Raw genomic sequence first — 19,650 nt, forward strand, 5'->3', positions numbered from 1 at the left:
CCTCTAGGTCTTCCGGGCGTGCAGGAGAAGGATCGAGGCGAGTGACGGTCTGGAGCAGGCCAGCCGGTCGAGGGCGCGCAGGGGGCGGGGCACGCCGTGGAAGGGCGCGCCTTTCATCCCGACGACCTCGAAGCCGGAGGCGGCGACGAACTCCCTCAGCGCGCGGGCGGTGTAGAGCCGAAGGTGCCCCACCACCTCCCGGCCCGGCCGGCCGTGGACGGCGCGCAGACTGACCTCGGAGAACACGGGCTGCACCCCGGCCAGCAGCAGGGCGCGGTTGTACCAGGCGGCCAGGTTCGGGGTGGAGAGCATCAGATGGCCTCCCGGGCGCAGGACCCGCCGGATCTCGTCGAGCGCCGAGTCGGGGTCGACCAGGTGCTCGACGACCTCGCTGAACAGCACGGCGTCGGCGCAGCCGGACCTGAACGGCAGCCCACCGCCGGTGAGTTCACCACGGATCGCGTACGTCAGGTGGGTGCGGGCGCGGGAGAGGGCGTCCTGGGACCAGTCGACGCCGACGATGCGGTGGCCGGGCAGAAGGGGGGCGGCTGTGGCGGCCGCGGTGCCGTCGCCGCAGCCGATGTCCAGGACGGTGCAGGGGGTGCGCGTGGCCGGGCCGAGGGCGGCGGCCAGCATGCGGGCCTGGCGGAGGCTGCGGGGAGTGCCGGAGGCGACGGGGACGGCGGGGTCCTCGTAGAAGTCGCGCAGGTCCGGGTGGTGCACGGGGGCGGTGGTCACGGGGACACCTCCGTGCAGTGCAGGTGGTGCTCGAACAGGTCCCGCAGATGGGCGCCGTCGCCGTGGCTGAGCAGCGCGCGGGACCAGCGCAGGGCGAGGTGGAGGCGGCCGGCGGTGGAGGCGGTGGTGACGGTGAGGCCGCGGGGCATGCGCGCGGGCGCCGAGAACCAGACCGCGTGTGCGCGGCCCGCCTCCTCGCCGAAGTCCAGCGGGTAGGGGATGCGGCCGATGTTGCTGAGCAGGGTCGTCGACGTCCAGGGCGCGGCGGCTCTGCGCAGGCCCCTGGTGAGGGCGGCGCGCCAGGCGACGGGGGTGACCGGGGCGGTCAGAAGGGCGGCTCCGTGGCCGAGTTGGGGGCGCGGTAGGGACTTCAGGGCCCGGGTGCGGGTCGCCGTGCGGCGCAGCAGGGCGGACATGCCGTCGGGGCCGTCTACGGTCAACTCCTCGGGGGAGAAGGGGACTTCCACCAGCCGGGTGCCGTTGCCGATGGGCATCGTGGCGTCCCGGGGGCGGTCGTCCACCGGCATCGTGATGCGCAGGGGGCGCGGGTGGGCGCCGTGTTCCCGGTTCCAGTGCGCGACGGTGCGGGCGGTGGTGACCATGAGCTGGTCGTTCACCGTGTACGGGGAGCCCTTGGGGCGGTGCGGGAGAGGCAGTTCGGTGACGAGCATGCCGTTGCCGGGGGAGGGCTCGGGCGTGCCGGGGGCGACGCGGGCCGGCGGGGACCAGTTGGAGGGGGTGTCGCCGGGGTCCTGGGGGGCGTCCGGAGTGCGTACGGGGGGTGCGGCGGGGGAGTTGTCCCGGCCGCCGTAGATCTCGGCTGCGGTCGCGAGGACGCGGAGGCAGGCGGGGCCGTCGAGGGCGGTGTGGTTGATGGTGAGGAAGAGGACGGTGCCCTTGGACCGTGCCGGCGACGGTTCGTCGGGCCGGTGGGGCGGCATGCCCACGCCGTCCGTCGCCTCGCTGCCCTCCGCCGGGCCCGCCCCCTCCACCACCTCCAGGCGTATCGGCGGGGACAGGGACAGCGGGGGGGCCGTCGTCAGCGCCCGGGTCCGGGCGTCCCGGAGGGCGCAGCGGCCCGCGGCGGGGAAGCTCACCACCTCCACGTCCGGGCCGGCGGTCAGCTCCCACTCGTAGCGGCGCCGGTACCAGTGGCCGGCGGCCTCCCGCATCAGGATGCGCGGGTGGCGGCGCAGGGCCTCCCCTAAGGCGGTGCGCAGCCGGTCGCGGTCCAGCCTCCCCGGCAGGTGTACCTCGATGTGGACGGTCTCCGGCTCCTCCTCCTGGAGGCAGTGCCGGGCGACCTCGTCGACGACCGGGAAGGGGATGCGCCCGGGCGGACGGGCCGGACCGTCCGCGCGGGCGGGGTGGTCGAGTGTGGTCATGTCGGGTCGCTCTTCCTCGGGAACCGCGTGGTCGGCGGGTCGGGATCGGGCTCGGGCTCGCCGCGGCCGCGCGCCGAGATGGTCGGCCCGGCGTCGGGGCGGGGGCGCGGGGGAGGGGCCTCGGTGCCGGTGCCGGGTGATGGCGGGCCGCTCCCATGTGCCGGGCCGTTCCCGGGTGGCCGTCCACTGCCGGGCGGGGGGCCGCTCTCGGGTGCCCGTCCGCCGTGGGGTGCTGGTCCGCCCCCGGGTGGCGGTCCGCCCTCGGGTGCCGGGCCGCTGTCCGGTCCGGGGCCGCTCTCGCCCCGGACCCGCTGCGGCAGGGGCCGGGTCGGCGCCTCGGAGCCGGGCGCCGGTGCCGCCGCGGGTACGACGGGCAGTACCGCCGTGGAGCCCGGTCCCTCGTCGGACTCCCGTACGCCCGCCACACCCGCGAACAGACCTATCAGGGCGAGCAGTTGGGCCGCGTGCCCGAACGCGCCGTGGCCCGCGCCCACCGGATCGCCGGCGCCCGTGGCCGCCGCGATCCCCGCCCCCGCGAGGGCGGCGAACGCGATCGGCACGAGCAGGGCGTGCCGCCGGTACGCGAGCAGCGCCAGCGCGGGCACCAGCAGCGCGAGCCATCCGGCGATCACGATGCCCACCGCCGTCAGCACCACCGCACCGAGCCACAGGCCGGGCAGCGGCGGCACCGGCTGCCGCGGGTCGGGGTTCGGCGCGCGCCGGCGCCACACGACCAGGCCCACCAGGACCGCGAGGCCCACCGCGCCGCCGATCAGTCCGCCCTCATAGGTCGTCGCGGGCTCGTACGACAGCTTGACCGTGCCGCCCGCCCCGGCCGGGATGCGCCAGCCCTGCTGCCAGCCGTCGAGGCGGACCGGGGTGAGCTCCTTGCCGCCCAGGGTGGCCTTCCAGCCGTCGTTGTAGTTCTCGTACGTCGTCAGATACGTCGCCGCACCGGAGCCGACGGCCACCTCGCGGCGGTCGCCCAGCCAGTCCCTGATCGTCAACTGCCGTGCGGCGGAGGCGGGTTCGGTGACCGTGCCGCGGGTCAGCGTCACATCCGTCAGGACGAGCGGCCCGGCGTCCCCGGCCTCCAGCCGGTGACTGCCCGTGGACAGCTCCAGCCCGGTGTCGTCACGCCCCTGCTGACAGAGCGTCACCGCCACCTGCCGGTGCTCGCGCAGGTCCCGTACGGTTCCCTTCACGCTGGTCCGGTACAGCTCGCCGTCCACCGCCACGTCCGGTCCCCGCCCGCACGGCAGCGAGAAGGTCCGGCTGTCGCTCGGCTGCGGGGTGCGGTACTGGTCCAGGGCCGGGATGTAGGCCTCGGTCAGGCCCACGGGCAGCTGCAGGTCATCGTCGGCGACCGGGTTGTGCAGGGTCAGCGGCGCGGTCTGCGTGATCGTGATGTCCAGGTGGTCGGTGGTGATCGGATCGAAGCGGACCACGCCGTTCTCGTCGACGCCGGCGATCGTCGCGCCGTCCGGGGAGCTGATGTCCACCTGGGTCGGGCGGGTGGACAGGCCGCCCGCCGGGGCCAGCACCACCTCACCGATCGGCTGTTTGCCGCTCCAGCTGAGATGGATCGTGGGCCGGTCGCCGGCGATCCACGCCGTCGTCAGGTCGCCGTCGGTGAGATTGCGCGCCGACACGCCCGCGCCGAGCGGCGCCGTCGAGTCGGCGGTCGCGACGATGCGGGTCTGCTGGTCGGGGGCGACCTCGTAGAGCAGCTTGTCGAGGTCCTCGCCGGGCACCGGCACCGCGTTCGCCTTGATCTCGAACGTCCCCGCCGTGGCCGTGGAGAAGCGCCGGTGCAGGCCCGCCTCCATGCCTGTCGCGGCGATGCCGGTGGGGTCGGCGGCGCGGTGCAGCGAGACCTGCTCGGCGGCCGCGTCGGCGGCCGTGGCGTCCGTCGGCAGGCGCAGCAGCCGGGTCACCTGCACATGCGGCAGGTCGATCTCCGAGAAGCCGGCGCCGGTCAGGCCCGCGTGGCGGCTCACCGACGCGGTGACCGTCAGCTTCATCCAACTCGTCGTGCCCTTGGGCGCCTTGACGCTCTGCGTCTGGCCGTTCGGACGCAGGAAGCTGGTCGCCGACCCCTTCTCGGTCTCCACCCGCACCTTGGTCGCCGCCGAGCGCACGCTCTCCTGAGGCAGCGGGGTCACCTTGAACGAGGACGGCATGTCGTAGCGGTCCGTGAAGCCGATGCGCAGCCACTGCCCGTCCGGCGAACCCGGCGAGCCCTCCGCCCAGGCCGTGTCCGGGTTGCCGTCGAAGGCGTTCACCGGGTCGTACTGGGGGAGGCTGAAGAGCCAGTTGCCGCTGGAGGACGCCGTCACCGAGCGGGCGCCGCGCAACTGGGCGACCGTCTGATGGCCGAGGCCCGTGACGGGCAGGATCTGGTGCGGCTTCTTCCCCGGGTCCTGCACGGCATCCGGCGCGTTGCGCTCCGAACTCGTATAGGTGTACGACGTGTTGGCGGTGACCAGCCCGAACCGCGTGTCCGCGCGGCGCAGCCCGTCGCCGGTGATCTGCAGCGGCGGCGAGCCGAGGCCGGGGTGGTTGTCGCCGGTCAGCACGGTCGGCCGGCCGCGCAGCTCGGAGGCGAGGGGCAGCAGCGACTCAGGTCCGCCGGAGACGACGGCTGTGTCGGAGACGGGCAGCAGATGCGCCTGGCCCGGTCGCGGTACGTCCGAGCCGGACGGCTGGTAGATCTCGACCGCCCGCTGCCGTGGATACAGCCCTTCCACCTGGAGCGGCGCGTCATGGGCGATGACGCCGCCGGTCATGATCGGGCCGAAGCCCGTCACCCGCTCGTAGCCGGACTGCTCCAGCGTCCGCTTCACGGTCGAGGTGGGCACCGCGTCGGCCTGGGTGGGATCGAGGTCGTTGCGTACGACGACGTAGTGGACGCCGGCCCGGCTCAAGTAGTCGGCCAGGCCCGGGACATCGCTCCCGGTGGCCAGGGCCTGCTCGACGGCGTCCATCGCGCGCCGGTTGCCCGGGGTGCCGAAGGGGACGAAGTCACGTTGCGCCCAGCGCGACGTGGCGAGGACGTCCAGGGGCTCGTCGATCGGCGCGCCCCAGCTGTAGAGGCCGTGCGCGGTGGCGGGGACGACCAGCGCACGGGAGTCGGGGGAGTACTTCTGCAGCCAACCGGCCGTGGTCTTCCAGTACTTGGGCAGCTCCTGGAAGGAGCCGGGGCCGAGGATGGAGCCGTTCAGGTACGGCCACATGAGGCCCGGCAGGATCAGGACCACCGCGATCAGCGGGGCGAAGCGGCGCCCGCGCACCCGCCGGGCACCGCGCGGCACGGTCGCCACGCCCATCAGATGGGCGAGGCCCAGGACCAGCGCAAGGGCAAGGCCCGTCTGGAACTTGTAGATGTTGCGGAAGGGGACCAGCCAGCCGTTCAGCCAGTCCTGCACGGTCCCGTGGAAGGGCGCGCCGAACGCGCCGCCGTACCCGGCGAACAGCACCAGCACGACCGAGATCACGGTCAGCACCAGCCACCGCCGCTCCGGCATGTCGCGTCTGGCGAGTCCGGCGAGTCCAAGTCCGGCCGCCAGCGCCGAGCAGACGATCACGACCACCGAGGAGACGACGGTCCAGCCGGCCGGCAGCCACGCCTCGCCGAAGTGCAGATACGCGACCCAGTTGCCGGCCCCGCGCAGCCCCTCCGTCGCCGACATCGTGGACGTCGTGGTCTGCGAACTCTCCACGTAGGGAAGAAAGTTCTCGCCGTAGACGCCGAGCATCAGCAGCGGTATCCACCACCAGGCCGTCGCCACGATCACGCCCGGCACCCACCAGGCGATCAGTTTGCGTTGGCGTGGTCCGGGCGGCCGGGAGAGGAGATACAGCCCGACCGGCAGCAGCGAGGCCAGGGTGGAGGCGCCGTTGACGCCGCCCATGAACGGCACGACCAGCGCCGAGCGCAGCGCCGCGACCCGGGCCGTGTACCGCTCGTCGGTCAGCGGCAGCAGCACCCAGGGCAGGAAGGCGCCGGGCAGCACGGCCGCCGACGTGGAGCCGACGACGATGGTGAACACCGGCCACAGCGCGTACGCCACCGCGGCGAGCAGCCGGGACCCGCGGCTGCCCACGGTGAGCCGCTCGGCCAGCCGCAGCGCACCCCAGAAGGCGACGGACACCAGCAGCGACATCCACAGCCGCTCCGCCAGCCACACCGGCAGGTGCAGCGCGTGCGCCAGCCAGTAGAACGGCAGCATCGGCCAGAGATAACCGGCGTACTGGTCCTGGATCCCGCCGAAGGAGCCCTGGTCGTGCCAGAGCTGCCCCAGGTCGGAGAAGAAGGCACCCGGGTCGACCGTGACTCCGAGCTTGGTGTCGAAGGTCTGGCGGCCCGGGTGCACCGCGACGAACAACAGGAACGCCACGGCCCAGAACCCCAGCAGCCAGCGCCGCGACCTCGGGCCCTCCGGCGGGCCCGAGGCGGCCGCGGTGGTGGGGACGGCTGCCGGGGGAGGAGCCTGGACCGTGGTCGTCATGGGGGACACCGCCGGAGGATGAGGAGGAGGTTCCAGGTGGCCACCTCGCGGATCCCGGGCGCCTTGACGACCGTCTCCGCGAGAAAGGGCCAGTAGCGGGAGCGCGCCGAGACGATGTCGACGTCGTCGCGGGCGCGGACCTGCCGCAGGGTGGCGCCGATGTGCACGGCGAAGAGGTTCTCGCCGAGGGTGTGCTTGGCGGGTCTTCCGGTACGGCGCAGATAGCGGGCGCGGGCCCGCTCGGCACCGAAGTAGTGCCAGGGGGCCCACTCGTGACCGCCCCACGGGGACAGCCAGTTGGTGAACGAGACATAGATCAGCCCGCCGGGCCGGGTCACCCGCGCCAGCTCGCTCAGGAACGTCTGCGGATCGGCCACGTGCTCCAGCACGTTCGACGAGAAGGTCACGTCGGCGGCCCCGTCGGACAGCGGCAGCAGGTAGCCGTCCGCGATCACGGCCCCCTCGGGCGGCTTCTCGCCCAACTCCCGTACGTCGGGCTCGAAGAGATACGCATGCGCATCCCGACGCCGGAACTCCTCGGTGAAGTACCCGCCGCCCCCGCCGACGTCCACGACGGTCCGCCCCGCTACGGCCCCGCCGTATGCCTCGACCTGATCGACGGCATCGAGGGCCAGCAGCTCGTAGCAGGCCACGGGATTGTCCTGCTCGTGCCGAAAGGCACGAAAGAGAGCGAGGGAGCGCCGAAAGGACGGATCCTTGAAGCCCCGGCCGAGCGCAACTGCCCTCAAGGGGCGCGGGGAACTGCGCGACCAGCCACGACGAACCCGCAGACGGGTCACGGTCCCCAGCCCCTCACCGCCTCAGAAGCAACCGCCCGGAACTGTCTCACCGTCCGATGCCAGCGATAACGCGCCGCACGGTCCCGGGCGGCCTTGCCCATCGCCTCCCGCCGCGGCCCGGACAGGGCCAGCGCGCACCAGGCGGCCGCGAAGGACGACTCCCCGTGCGCGAGCACCCCCGTCTCGCCGTCCACGACGGAATCCCGCAGCCCGGGCACGTCGAAGGCGATCGTCGGCGTCTCGCGGGTGGCCGCCTCGGTGACGACGAGGCCCCACCCCTCCACGGCGGACGGATGCAGCAGCAGCCAGGCCGCACAGAGCAGCCGGTGCTTATCCTCCTCGGACACATGGCCCGCGAACTCCACGCCGGGACCGGCCAGTTGCTCCAGGCCGGCCCGTTCGGGACCGTCGCCCACGATGACCAGCCGGCCACCTGTGACCGGCCGCACCCGCTCCCAGAGCCGTAGGAGCAGATCGATCCGCTTGTACTCGACGAGTCTGCCGATGGCCACGAACAGCGGCTCCGGCGAACGGTCGGCGCGCGGTCCCGGCTCCTCCACGCCGTTGTGCACGACGCGGATACGGTCCCGCGAGACGCCGATGTCCCGCAGGGCATGCGCCGTCGAGGGGGAGACGGCGACCAGCAGGCTCCGGTGCTGGGCACCGGTCAGCGCCCACTGCTCGAGTCTTCGGCCGAGCCGCGCGGCGGGCAGCAGGGGCCCGCCGAAACGCATCTTCCACAGGTCGGAGTGGACGTGGTTGACCAGGCACAGGGTGGGGCCCCGGTGCCAGAGAGGTGCCAGATACGGCATTCCGTTGCAGACCTCGACCAGCAGATCGGTCTCGCCGACCTGACGGGCGAAGGCGGAGCGCGCGCGCAGATAGTGGCCGAACTCCCCGCCGGCGGACACGACCCGGTAGTCCCGGAATGCCGCGGGACCGCCGCAGATCAGCGTCACCTGGTGGCCGAGGGCGGTCAGCCCCTCGGCCAGCCGGTCGACCAGCAGCTCGGAGCCGCCGGCGGCCGGATTGTCCAGATCACGGTGGGCGAGGAAAACGATTCGGCGCGGTTGTGGGGGGTGCGCCGGACGGTGCTGCGACGCCCAGGGGTGACCGGTGCGCAGCGGGGAAGGCACGTGCTGGGGCATAGGTGCTCCAACTCGTCTCAGGGTGCGGAACTCAGCGGTAATTTTTGGACTTGCTGTGGGGGGACTGAGCTCTTCATGGGCGGGGCGTGTGGACAGCTTGTGCTCGGGTGGGGTTGGACAGTTTTCGCCCACCCGTTCGCCACGGCTACTCACCGGGATGACAATTTGCGGCTTTATTAGAACTGACGTCATGTCACTTCGTGAGCTGAGCCGGTGAAGTTCCGCTCGAATCGGGCTGATTCCGACTTTCCCGCCCTCGTAGCACCAAAACCACACCCACCGCCGCCAGGACGAATCCGGCCACAGCGGCGCCGATGGGCAGCGTCTGCCCCACCATGCGCAGCTGGCCGCTCTCCTTCTTGGCCTGCTTCACCTGGTCCTTCTGCGTCGCCGTGGTGAACGCCAGCTTCCGGCTGTCCAGCAGCACGACCGCGTCCTTCTTGGAGCCCGGCGCGCGCAGCGTGCGGCGCGGGCCGACCTGGGCGTAGAGCACCCGGCCGGTGCGCTGGTCGACGACGAGCTGGACGCCGTGGTTGGAGTACCACTCCTCGGCCAGCACCTGCGGCTTGTTCTTCTGCCCGACGATCGTCCCCGGCACCAGCCGCGTGCCGATCTTCGTCGTCGAGACCGAGCCGGTGAACCGGTAACCCGTGTAGCCCTGGACCTTCCTGGTGCCCGCGTAGTGCAGCACGACCGTGTCGCCGAGGGAGTTGTCCCACCAGGTGTAGGAGCGTTTGTGCACGTCGAAGGGGAACTTCAGATAGGAGTCGCCCTCGAAGTACGGGTTCTCCTTGCAGCAGTGCACCGGCTCGTTGGTGTGCCGGTCGGTCACCCACCGGTTCAGGAAGAACTCCAGCGCGTCGTGCGGATCGGCGGCCGGCAGCGACTTGTCGGTGTCGACCGTCGTCGTCACGTCCCACACCGCCCGGCCGCTCTTCTCGCTGTCCTTGACGTTGCCGCGCACCTGCTGGGTGACCGTGATCCGCTTGTCGTGCAGGGTCGCGATCGCGTCGGTGTCGAAGTAACTGCCGGTGCCGCTGTAGACGGCCGTGGTGTCGATGTCGATCGGGTTCACGGCGGCCCGCGGCTCGACGTACCAGACCAGCATCGGCGCCAGGACCAGCAGAAACGTGCCGAGTCCCAGAAGGGTCAGCGAAAGGGGGGAGGCTGTACGGCGCATCCGGACTCCAGGGGGGTGGATGTCTCCAGTTCGGGCCGCTCCATGTGGCCGGAGACCGTAGGCGCCTCTTGACGCGGTGTCAATGCTTGTCGAAACTGGCTCGACAGGCAGGGGTGGGACCGCCGGGTGGGCACGACCTTTCGGACAGAGAGGCTGACCCTGCGATGTCCAGACTGCTCGCCGCCGTGTTGACCGTCGTGGCCGCCGCGGCCCTCGCCGTTGGCGCGGCCCTCGGCATCGTCGCGCTGCTCCAGGCGACCCCCGACCAGCCCAACACCCCGTTGATCACCTACGAGCATGCCCAGCAGGGGAGTTGACGGTGACGCCCGCCCGCTCCCCGGCTGTCACGACCCGTTCGGCCTGGCACGACGTCCCGCGTCTGCAGGTCCGCCGCTTCGCCGCGATCGCCATGGCGGAGGCACCCTCGCTCGCCGAGGAGATCCTGAGCGAGATCCGCCGCGAGTACCCCCATCTGCCCGTCGTCCTGGACGAGTCCGGCGAGCCGATGGCCCTGGTCGGCATCCGCCGCGCCATCGAGGTCTTCGTCCAGCACCTGGAACAGTCGGAGGGGCGTCCCTCGGTCCCGCCCGGTGTGTTCCAGGAGTTCGGGCGTGGCGAGGGCCTGCACGGCCGGTCCCTGGACTCGCTCCAGGCGATCTACCGGATGGGCGTCCGCCTTGCCTGGCGCCGCTTCGCCGAGATCGGACAGCGCGTCGAGATCCCGCCGCCCGCGATGTACGAACTCGTCGACGCGGGTTACGAGTACCTGGACGGCCTGGTCGATCAGTCCGTACGGGGCTACGCCGAGGCGGCCGCCCGGCAGGCCGGTGAACGCCTGCGGCTGCAGAAGCGGTTGATGGAGCTGTTGCTGGCCGAACACCACCGGGGCGATCCGGCCGACGCGCTGACCGAGCGGGCCGCGCGGGTCGGCTGGCCGCTGCCGAAGAAGGTCGCGGTCGGCGTGCTGCTCCGCCCGGCCCGGGAGGCGGTCGCGCCCGCCGTCGGACAGGGCGTGCTGCTCGACATGGAGTACGAGCAGCCCCGCATGGTCGTCCCCGAACCGGACGCGGCGGGCCGGCCCGAATTACTGCACCGGGCGCTGACCGGCTGGTCCGGGGCGATCGGTCCACCCGTACCGCTGTCCGACGCGGCGAAGTCGCTGCGCTGGGCCGAGGCGGCGGTCCGTCTGATGGAACGGAAACTGCTGCCCGCCGGGGACGTCCTGTACTGCACCGAGCACACCGAGGCGCTGGTGCTGCTCCAGCCCGAGGAGCTGATCGACGACCTGGCGCTGCGGTGCCTCGCGCCCCTGACGCACTGCGGGCCGACGCACGGACGCCGGCTCGCCGAGACGCTGCTGGCCTGGCTGGAGACCCGGGGCGGGGCGCCGGAAGTGGCCGCCCGGCTGGGCGTCCACCCTCAGACGGTCCGCTACCGGCTGCGCCAGATCCGCGAGCTGTGGGGCGACGAGATAGACGACCCCGACCGCCGCTTCGAGCTCGAACTGGTCCTGAGGGCACAGCGGTTGAGGGGGGTGCTGGGGGAGGCGGGGCGGCGGTGAGGTGTCTGCCGGCGACGGCTCACCGGCCGGACCGCCGCTGCCGATGACGCTGCCGCTGTGCCCGCCAGGCGGCGTAATGGTCCAGCAGCGTTTCCTCCACGGGCCGGTAGGTGATGCCCAGTTCGCGCACGCTGCGGCTGTTGTCCACCTCGAACCTGATGCCGAGGTGCTTTCGGATGTAGTCCTGGGTCAGCCCGAAGGCGGGGCCCAGGACACGAACGGGCCAGTGCGGGAGGCGAGTTCGGGGAAGCCGGAGATCCCTGGGGTACCGTCCCCGAAGGGCGCGTGCCATCTCGTGGAAGGAGGTCATCCGTTCCGCCGCGACGATGTACCGCCCCTGCGCGTCCGGCGTCTCGGCCGCGGCGATGTGGGCGTCCGCCAGGTCCCGGACGTCGACCGTGGTGAAGCTGAAGTCGGGGGCGCCGTAGAAGAAGTAGCCCTTGAAGAGCTCGTCGAGCAGGAACAGGCTGCCCGACTGTGAGGCGGGCGTGAGGGAGGGGCCGAGCACGAGCCCGGCGTTCACGGCGACCATGCGCCATCGCTCCTGCGCCCTTGCGGTCTCCCAAGCAGCCTGTTCCGCAACGGTCTTGGCGTAGTGGTACGGGTTGTTCTCCACTGTGCTGGTGGTGTTGAAGTAGCTCTCCCGCAGCACCTGCCCCTCCATCTCCAGCACGTCGGAGTAGTCGCCGAAGACGGCCCCCACGGTCGAGGTGAACACGAACCTCCGCACACCGGGCGTCCGCTCCACACTCCCGACCACGTTCCGCGTCCCGAGAAGCGCGGGCTCGACGACGTCCCGCCGCCCGTCCTTGATCTTCTCCGGCATGAGAAACGGCGAGGCCACATGAAAAACGGCCTCGCACCCCTTCATCGCCTCGTCGAAGGCCCCGTCGACCAGAAGATCAGCTTCGAACAGGTCGAGCTGCCCTGGAAAGCGGGCTTGCATCTCCACGAGGGGCTCCACCTTGACGGCGTCGGCGGTGCTACGCACGGTGGCCCGCACCGGCCGCCCCCGCTCCAGCAGCCGCAGCACAAGATGACTGCCCACGAAGCCGCTGCCTCCGGTCACCAGGACGGGTGCGTCGCTTTGGGTGTCGTTGATGTCGGCCACGTGTACAGGGTCTTGCAGGGTGCGGGCGGAAGGGAAGGCGGGAGGCGCAACACCAAACACATTCGACCCACTTGAACGTTGAGCCTCTCCTGGTGCTACAGTCGCGCTCGCCGCTGTCAAATATCCCGGAGCGTCCGAATTGAAGGTATTTCGCCGTCTCGGTAAGGCGCCACAAGCGCGTGGGTGCCTCACTGACTCGAATTGTCCGGATGTGTTCGAATTGAGCGACGGGCGTTTTGCGGTTATCGGCCTGGAGATGACTGAGGAGATCCGGGGCCTGTTGCCGAGCGACGCGGGGGTCGGTCCCGGTGAGCGACTGGTTGTCCTGCCTCGAGAAGTGCTCGTCGATGCCCGGCCGGACATTCCTGAGTCCTGACTACCCGTTCCTCCGGAGCGGTATGGCGCTGACGGCTGCCTGGTATGCCCGTTCCGCGATGAGAGAGAACTCGCCTTCGGCTGTGTCCGGTGGAATGTTCTGCGCGCGATCCATTCGGCGCTTCTCCCAGAATTCACACCACAGTGGATTGTTGAAGAGGTACCTCATCGACGCCTCGATGTGACGCTCTTCGTACCCCATCTCCATTGCCAGGAGCTGGAGGCCCAGGACCTGATTCATGTACAGGCGCTGGCGGTTCGTCGAAGCCGACTCGTCCCGTTCGAACGATGGCCACGTGGCGGCGAGTTCAGGGTCGTCCATGGCCATCTTCAATATGGACATGTGGAGACCGCGGATCAGGGCCTCCGAGGTGCGGTGGAGTTCACTGCGTGACAACCCCGCGACATCGCACTGTTCTTCCAGCGCCTCCAACTGCGACTGTAGTGCCAGGCGTTGCAGTTCTGATTCCTTCTTCTGCATCCGCATGGTGCGTGCCATGTAGAACAGGGCCGCTGTGGTGCTCGCCGCGGAAGCCGCGCCGAAAGCCTGTCCGGCATTGCTGCTGCTGTCACGCTGCAGCGCGGGTATCTGAACGAGTAGCACGCTGACGAACGCGCATCCCAGGCAAGCCGCCAGGATCGCGCCCGTCGTTGCGATGAACTGCCTGAATCGCTCCATCATTACGGCAGCCCCCCTTTGACGCCCCCCGTCGGGCGTGAGGTGAATGCCCGTGACGGTGTTCGGAGAAACGGCGTATTTCGGGACGCGTGTACTCGGTCTTCGTTACACGAGGGCCGCGGATGAGCTGCTAGAAACCCTGATGAACATGAGACCGGACGAAGCGGCTTCGGGCGTTCTCAAACGCCGCCGGTGCGGTGGCCGATGCATGACGTGCATCGGCCGATGCCCCGGTGCGCCACACGTGCGCCCGTACATTGACGGACAGTCATAAGGGCACACGCGGTCGCGTTCTCATCCCGTGACGGTGCGCTCCTTCGCCGAAGTCCGCCGCGGCGCCGCCCCGTCGAGGTGGACCACCACGGACTCGTAGAAGCGCTGCACCGCACCGTCGACGCTACGGATGAAGCCCGTTTCGGCGTTGCCGCGGCCACTGCCCATTCCCTTGAAAAGAGACAGGCGGAAACCGGTGACCCGGGTGGCGGTGTTCTTCGGCAGCAGGTCGGCCGGCTCGGGGCGCAGGCGTTCCAGGGTGCCGCGAGGACCGCCCGGCTCACCCTCGACCAGGGTTTCCACATGAAGGTCGGCCGGTGCTTCGTTCAGTCGTCGGATCAGGCGCTTGGCCCAGGTCAGGGGGTAGCCCTGATCCGGCGCCGGGATCTCGAAGGACGTGCGCAGCTTGCCCGTCCGAAGGTCGGCGGTGACGGCGAGCAGACCCGGCGTGCCCTCGATGCGGAGTTCCGCCTGCAGCCTGCCGTCGGCGCAGAGCGAGTCGGCCAGCCGGGCCCGTCGTTCCCCGGGGTCCGTTCCGCGCCTGGTCCGCTGGACGGGCAGCACCTTCTGCCCGAGTTCACCGCCGAGTCCCAGACACACCTGGCGGATCAACCGCTCCCAGCTCTCGACCACTTCGAGGGCGCGCGAGTCCCCCTGGCACAGGGTCTCGTCGTCGATGCCGTTGCGTACGGGCACCCACGCCGCGCCCATGTTCTGGAAGCCGTGGCAACCGGAGTTCTCGTGCTGCAGATAGTGCAGCAACTCGTGCAGCAGCCAGGCGTGCGCCGCGTTCCCGACGCCCTCGTGCCGGATCAACATCTGTGCCTGATGGGCGACTTCGGCCCAGGACAGGTGCCGGAGCGCGACCTTGTGCTTACGGCGGCCGTCGATCTTCACGTCGACGAGCGGGCTGCCCTCCAGGGCCACGTCGTTCGACAGGGTGATGACGGCCTCGTAGCCGCGGCGTGCGGCGATATCCATGTACGCCTGTACCTGGTCCGGTTTGAGGGCGTTGCCGTTGGTCTTCGTCTCGACCAGCGCCGTCCACAGCTTGCCGGCGCGCTCGACGCGGATGACCCCGTCGGGGCGGCGAGGTGTGTCGCCGTGCGGCAGCGAGACTTCGGTGAAGGTCTCCATACGGCCCGCCGGTGCTCCGAACGCCGCCGTGAGCCGCCTGCCGAACTCCGGCACCTGCGCCATCACCGACAGCAGCACCGAGGTGGCGCGCATCTCGCGGTCGTGATCGTTCTTGAGGGCCGAGACCGGGAACAGCCTGGCCTGGCGCCAGGACTCGTTCTCCGCCAGTGACTTCCTGGCGGCCTTTGGCAGGGTGACCTTCTTCTTGGCCGTGCGAGGCCGCGCGGGCGGCTTCTTCAGCCCTGCCTCGGCGTCGTCCTCGGACTGTCGTGGAGCGGGGATCGCCTCGAGCGGTTCCTGCGGGCCGGGCTGCGGAACCGGTGCGACCGGGGCCGCCTGTTCGTCGCCCGACAGCGCCTGAGTCTCCCCCTCGATCGCGTCGTGGTCGTCGTCGACGTCGACGCCGAAGTCCGAGGCAAGACCCGCCAGCCCGGAGTCGTAACCCTGGCCCACGGCGCGGAACTTCCACTCGTCCGCGCGCCGGTACAGCTCGCCGAAGATGATCGCGCTCACCGAACCGGCGTCGTCGATCGAGAATCGCAGCAGGTGTTCGCCGGTGGCGTCGGCCAGCGTCACCCTCAGGTCCTCCAGCTCACCGAACCGGGCTCCCTCGTAGCGGCTGGCCGCCACGACGATCCGGTCGACGGCGTCAGGAACCGCCGTCAGGTCGAAGCCGATCCGGTCTTCGTTGCCGTCCTCCGTGGGCGTCTTGCCCAGCAGTTGTACGCTTCCGTCGGCGGCCACGGGGTTGTTGTAGAAGTAGAAGTCCGTGTCGCTGCGCACCTTGCCGTTCGCGTCCAGCAGTAAAACGGACACATCCGCGTCGCCTTCGCCGCTCTGGCTCACCCAGCCAAGGCCGACGACCACAGAACCGGCGTTCTCGCTCAGGGCCGTCAGAGACACGTTCGAGCCCTTGATCATTTCATGCAATGGAACCCCCCCAATCACAAACCCGGGACGCCTGCAGCCCCTCCCGCCGCGGCTGTCCCGTGCGCGACATCATGGGACGTGTCGCACATGGGGGACAGTAGTACCACAGGGGGTCACGCTGTCTGCGCAGAACCATTGCCGGGGCAAACGCTCTATGACTAGCCTGTGTTCGTCATGCCGATCGTCTGTTGAAATCTCGAACATAGACGCCTCAGATAACAAAGGGAGGGGACCGGTCGTGGGACGCCTCGTACCTGCCGTGACCCGGGCTCTCGACATTCTCGAGCTCTTCCTCGACGGGGACGGGACGCTCTCCGCCCCCGACATAGTGCGCAAGCTGCAGCTGCCGCGCACCACCGTGCACGAGCTGGTGACCACGCTCGCCGCCCGGTCGTACATCGTGCAGGTGCCCGGGCAGCCGGGACGCTACCGGCTCGGGGTGCGGCCGTACCAGCTCGGCAGCCGGTACGCCGAGCAGCTGGACCTCGCCGCCGAGGGCCAGCAGGTCGCCCGGTCCGTCGCCGAAACTTGTGACGAGACCGTGCACGTGGCCATCTTGGAAGGGACCGACGTCATCTACATCGCCAAGGTGGACTCCACCCACGCGGTGCGCATGGTGTCCGCCGCGGGGCGCCGGCTCCCGGCGCACTGCACCTCCGTGGGCAAGATGCTGCTGGCCTCCCTTCCGGAGCCGGAGCTCACCTCGCGCATCCCGGACGACGCCGAGCTCGTCGCGATGACACCCAACAGCATCACCGAACCGTCCGCCCTGCGCGAGGCCCTCAACCAGATCCGGCAGCACGGGATCGCGGTCGAGAGCCGGGAGTCCAACCCGGACGTCAGCTGCGTGGCCGCGCCGGTGCGGGACCGTACCGGCCAGGTCGTCGCCGCCCTCTCCATCTCCGTCCCCATGATCCGCTGGAGCGACGAGCGCCGGGCCGAGCTGGAGCAGCTCGCCGCGAAGGGCGCCGTGGAGCTCTCGGAGCGGCTCGGTCACAGGAGTCCGGCATGACATACCAGTACGAGGTGGCGGTACAGGCCGAGGCCACGCTGGGCGAGGGCCCCACCTGGGACGCCGCCCGCGAGCGGCTGATCTGGGTGGACATCCTCGGCTCACGCGTGCACACCTACGAGCCCGGCTCCGGGCGCCGCAGCGTCCGTACCACCGAGCAGCACGTCGGCGCGGCCAAGCCGCGGGCCGGCGGCGGGCTCGTGCTGAACCTGCGGGACGGCATCGGGCTCGTCGACCTCGACGGCACCTTCCGCTGGCTGCACCACGACCCCGTGCCCGGCCGCCGCGGAAACGACGCCGCCGTCGCCCCCGACGGCTCCCTCTGGGCCGGCACCATGCGCTACGACGAGGCACCGGGCGGCGGCACGCTGTCCCGGACCACCGGCGACGGCTCCACCGCGACCGTCCTCGACGACGTGACCGTGAGCAACGGCACCGGCTGGAGCCCCGACGGCCGGCTGATGTACTACATCGACACGCCGACCCGGCAGGTCGACGTCTTCCACCACGAGGACGGCCGCGTCGTGGACCGGCGCCGGTTCGCCCAGATCGAGGAGGGCGCCGGCTTCCCCGACGGGCTGACGGTGGACGCCGACGGCTGCGTGTGGGTCGCCCTGTGGGACGGCGGTGCGGTACGCCGCTACACCCCCGACGGCGAACTCGACCGCGTGGTCGAACTGCCGACGCCCCGCGTCACGGCCTGCGCCTTCGGCGGCAAGGACCTGACCGACCTGTACATCACGACCGCCCGCGTGGGTCTCGACCGGCCCCATCCGACGGCCGGTTCCCTCCTGGTCGTCCCCGGCGCAGGAAAGGGTCTGCCCCAGCCGGCGTTCGCGGGCTGAGCGCCACGTCACGGCAGCGCGGCGGACCTGCGTCACGGCAGGGCGGCGGACCTGCGTCACGGCAGGGCGGGAGCGTCACCATGCTCCCGCCCCACCTCACCGTCCGCATCCGACCGCCCGCGCAGCACGGCCAGTTCCTCCACCCGCCGCAGCGCGCAGGAAACCGAGGCGATGTCGCGGAGCAGATCCGTCGTGTCGGGGTCGTGGCCGGGCTCGGTCCCCGGTGACCGGCGCCGGGCCTGCACGGCGTCCTGGATCGCGGCGGCCGACGCGAGCGCCTTGGCGTGCTCCGGGGTGTGGCCGAGGGCGAGCGCCGTCTCGAACGTCCGCCGGCGCCGGTCCTCGTCGATGTGCCGGGCCAGCGGCAGCAGGACGTCGCGGATGAACGTCTCGCGGCGGATGAGCCGCAGCTCCGGTGTGGCGCGCAGGACGAAGGAGACGCCGCCGCGGTCGAGGGTGCGCATGAGGACGTAGAGCGGGCGCAGCCTGTGGTGGGCCAGGCGGACGCGCCAGCGTTCGTGCAGGTACTGGCCGGCGTGCGGCAGGATGAAGCCGACCGCGATCAGGATCGCGGACAGACAGGCGAGGGGCGGGGCCACGCCCGTGCTCAGCCAGTCCAGGTCCCGGCCGAACCAACGGGCCACCACCGCGGGGAGTTTGACGGCGTAGAAGGAGAGCTGCGCGGCGTATCCGACGCCGAGGAACTCAAGGCCCCAGCGCAGCCACGCGTCGAGCCCGTCGGTGCGGACCCAGTTCCAGATCAGGCCCGAGGTGATCACGGTCGCCACGGTCTGCGCGAGCAGGTAGAGCAGGATCATCTCGCGCATGTACGGCGTGTTGGCGTAGTACGTGTCCAGGTCGCGCAGCCGCTCCACCGGTGCGTCCGCGAGCGCGAACAGCGCCCACAGCGCGACGATCACCCCGAGGGACCCCACGACGACCCAGCGCACGGCGCGCACGGTCGACGCGGAGCGGTCGCCCAGGCCGTTGCGCCAGGCGATGATCAGCAGCAGGCAGGAGCCGCAGAACGCGGTCAGCACCGAGTACACCCAGGGCGCCGAGATGTTCGGCACGCCCGTGACCCGGTTGACCCGGGCGATCGTCGACGGCGCCACGGAGACGAACACCGCGCAGGCGAGCAGCAGGACACCGCCCACGGCGCGCAGCAGCGGGTCGCTCCACAGCCGGACGATGGTGGGCAGTTTGATGGCGAGGGCGGCGCTCAGGACGCCGGCCGGGATCCACCAGAAGGACGGGTAGAACTCGTTGACGAACCCCGCGGGGGACCAGGCGAGCAGTGCCGGGCCCGTCGTCACCGTGCCGTTCCCCTGCGCCCTCGGTAGCCCAGGGACCGCTGGAAGGGGTCGAGCGGCGGGTCCCCGTCCCGCCCGGACAGCAGTGGCCGGAACGCGGCGGCCAGCCGGTGCCCGAAGTCGTCGGCCTCCGCCTCGTCGGTCACCCGGGAGCCGTCGCGCGCCGCCACGGACAGCGCCACGTCGGTCCACGCGCTGCGGCCGGCCAGTGCCGCCCCGGCCACGTGATGGTGGCTGTGCCCGGCGTGCAGATGCCACAGCTCGTGGCCCAGGATGACCAGTTGCTGCACCGCCTCGGCCCGCTCCTCGACGATGACCAGGTCGAAGTCCTGGAACTCCACCCAGAGCCCGGTGACCTCGATCTCGTCGGGGAAGCGCTCGAAGCGCAGCTCGACGGGCCGGCCGCCGCGCAGCGCGCTCATCTCCTCGCACAGCACCCGGCACAACTCGTGGGCGCCGGACGGTGGTTGAGGTCTCGCACGGACGGCGGCGCCGAGGTCCTCGGTCAGTTCCCGCATCCCGGAGACTCTCCGCGAGCGCCGCAGCCCGGCAGCGATCCGGCCGGCCTTCCGCCGTGCGCCCGCGATGTCCACCGATCCCCCTTCCGACGCCTCTCGCCGCTCAACAGGAGGTCCGAGACTACGCGGCCGGT

15 protein-coding genes are annotated in these 19,650 nt (G+C 71.1%); 4 read left to right on the forward strand and 11 right to left on the reverse strand.

Annotation, left to right across the window (positions count from 1 at the left end; all coding sequences use genetic code 11):
* Positions 1-3 precede the first annotated feature (3 nt).
* The 6 genes from ACGFYN_RS07545 to ACGFYN_RS07570 all read right to left on the reverse strand — a co-directional run bounded on the left by ACGFYN_RS07545 (position 4) and on the right by ACGFYN_RS07570 (position 9,762).
* Complete coding sequence (locus ACGFYN_RS07545; protein WP_393864804.1) at positions 4-738, reverse strand: methyltransferase domain-containing protein; 735 nt, start codon at positions 736-738, stop codon at positions 4-6.
* Positions 735-2,123 (reverse strand): condensation protein, encoded by a 1,389-nt coding sequence (locus tag ACGFYN_RS07550; protein WP_393864805.1) that lies wholly within the window; start codon positions 2,121-2,123, stop codon positions 735-737. The genes ACGFYN_RS07545 and ACGFYN_RS07550 overlap by 4 nt, the downstream gene beginning before the upstream one ends.
* The gene (locus ACGFYN_RS07555) at positions 2,120-6,634 is read right to left on the reverse strand and encodes an alpha-(1->3)-arabinofuranosyltransferase family protein (protein WP_393864806.1); all 4,515 of its coding nucleotides are present in this window, start codon (positions 6,632-6,634) and stop codon (positions 2,120-2,122) included. Before ACGFYN_RS07555 ends, ACGFYN_RS07550 begins: the two co-directional genes overlap by 4 nt.
* A complete protein-coding gene (locus ACGFYN_RS07560) occupies positions 6,631-7,383 on the reverse strand; it encodes a class I SAM-dependent methyltransferase (protein WP_393864807.1) in 753 nt (250 codons plus the stop codon). Before ACGFYN_RS07560 ends, ACGFYN_RS07555 begins: the two co-directional genes overlap by 4 nt.
* Positions 7,384-7,430: 47 nt before the next feature.
* Positions 7,431-8,582 (reverse strand): glycosyltransferase family 4 protein, encoded by a 1,152-nt coding sequence (locus ACGFYN_RS07565; protein ID WP_393864808.1) that lies wholly within the window; start codon positions 8,580-8,582, stop codon positions 7,431-7,433.
* Positions 8,583-8,775: 193 nt separating this feature from the next.
* On the reverse strand, positions 8,776-9,762 hold the full coding sequence (locus tag ACGFYN_RS07570; protein WP_393864809.1) for a DUF3068 domain-containing protein: 987 nt from the start codon (positions 9,760-9,762) through the stop codon (positions 8,776-8,778).
* A 164-nt stretch (positions 9,763-9,926) separates the two neighbouring features.
* Between ACGFYN_RS07570 and ACGFYN_RS07575 the strand changes: the two genes are divergently transcribed.
* Both ACGFYN_RS07575 and ACGFYN_RS07580 read left to right on the forward strand, forming a co-directional pair.
* The gene (locus tag ACGFYN_RS07575; protein WP_393864810.1) at positions 9,927-10,079 is read left to right on the forward strand and encodes a hypothetical protein; all 153 of its coding nucleotides are present in this window, start codon (positions 9,927-9,929) and stop codon (positions 10,077-10,079) included.
* A gap of 2 nt (positions 10,080-10,081) precedes the next feature.
* Positions 10,082-11,323 (forward strand): PucR family transcriptional regulator, encoded by a 1,242-nt coding sequence (locus ACGFYN_RS07580; RefSeq protein ID WP_393864811.1) that lies wholly within the window; start codon positions 10,082-10,084, stop codon positions 11,321-11,323.
* A 19-nt stretch (positions 11,324-11,342) separates the two neighbouring features.
* On the opposite strand, the gene ACGFYN_RS07585 is transcribed toward ACGFYN_RS07580, so the two are convergent.
* From ACGFYN_RS07585 to ACGFYN_RS07595, 3 genes are all read right to left on the reverse strand, one after another.
* Positions 11,343-12,434 carry an NAD-dependent epimerase/dehydratase family protein gene (locus tag ACGFYN_RS07585; RefSeq protein WP_393864812.1) on the reverse strand — a complete coding sequence of 364 codons (1,092 nt, stop codon included), beginning with the start codon at positions 12,432-12,434 and terminating at the stop codon, positions 11,343-11,345.
* Between the two features lie 376 nt (positions 12,435-12,810).
* Positions 12,811-13,491 carry a DUF6082 family protein gene (locus tag ACGFYN_RS07590; RefSeq protein WP_393864813.1) on the reverse strand — a complete coding sequence of 227 codons (681 nt, stop codon included), beginning with the start codon at positions 13,489-13,491 and terminating at the stop codon, positions 12,811-12,813.
* A 291-nt stretch (positions 13,492-13,782) separates the two neighbouring features.
* A complete protein-coding gene (locus tag ACGFYN_RS07595) occupies positions 13,783-15,819 on the reverse strand; it encodes a TerD family protein (RefSeq protein WP_393864814.1) in 2,037 nt (678 codons plus the stop codon).
* 247 nt (positions 15,820-16,066) lie between these two features.
* Here ACGFYN_RS07595 and ACGFYN_RS07600 point away from each other — a divergent pair, with 247 nt between their 5' ends.
* Together ACGFYN_RS07600 and ACGFYN_RS07605 are read left to right on the forward strand one after the other, a co-directional pair.
* Positions 16,067-16,840: an IclR family transcriptional regulator gene (locus tag ACGFYN_RS07600; protein WP_393864815.1), complete on the forward strand. Its 774-nt coding sequence runs from the start codon at positions 16,067-16,069 to the stop codon at positions 16,838-16,840.
* A complete protein-coding gene (locus ACGFYN_RS07605; protein WP_393864816.1) occupies positions 16,837-17,685 on the forward strand; it encodes an SMP-30/gluconolactonase/LRE family protein in 849 nt (282 codons plus the stop codon). Before ACGFYN_RS07600 ends, ACGFYN_RS07605 begins: the two co-directional genes overlap by 4 nt.
* A 56-nt stretch (positions 17,686-17,741) precedes the next feature.
* Here the strand turns inward: ACGFYN_RS07605 and ACGFYN_RS07610 are convergent, their stop codons facing one another.
* Together ACGFYN_RS07610 and ACGFYN_RS07615 are read right to left on the reverse strand one after the other, a co-directional pair.
* Positions 17,742-19,001, reverse strand: coding sequence for a DUF6545 domain-containing protein (locus tag ACGFYN_RS07610; protein WP_393864817.1), 1,260 nt, complete (start codon positions 18,999-19,001; stop codon positions 17,742-17,744).
* Complete coding sequence (locus ACGFYN_RS07615; protein WP_393864818.1) at positions 18,998-19,591, reverse strand: toxin-antitoxin system, toxin component family protein; 594 nt, start codon at positions 19,589-19,591, stop codon at positions 18,998-19,000. The genes ACGFYN_RS07610 and ACGFYN_RS07615 overlap by 4 nt, the downstream gene beginning before the upstream one ends.
* Between the last annotated feature and the right edge of the window lie 59 nt (positions 19,592-19,650).

Origin of the sequence: Streptomyces sp. NPDC048419, from assembly GCF_043200415.1 — a bacterium.
Classification (GTDB): domain Bacteria; phylum Actinomycetota; class Actinomycetes; order Streptomycetales; family Streptomycetaceae; genus Streptomyces.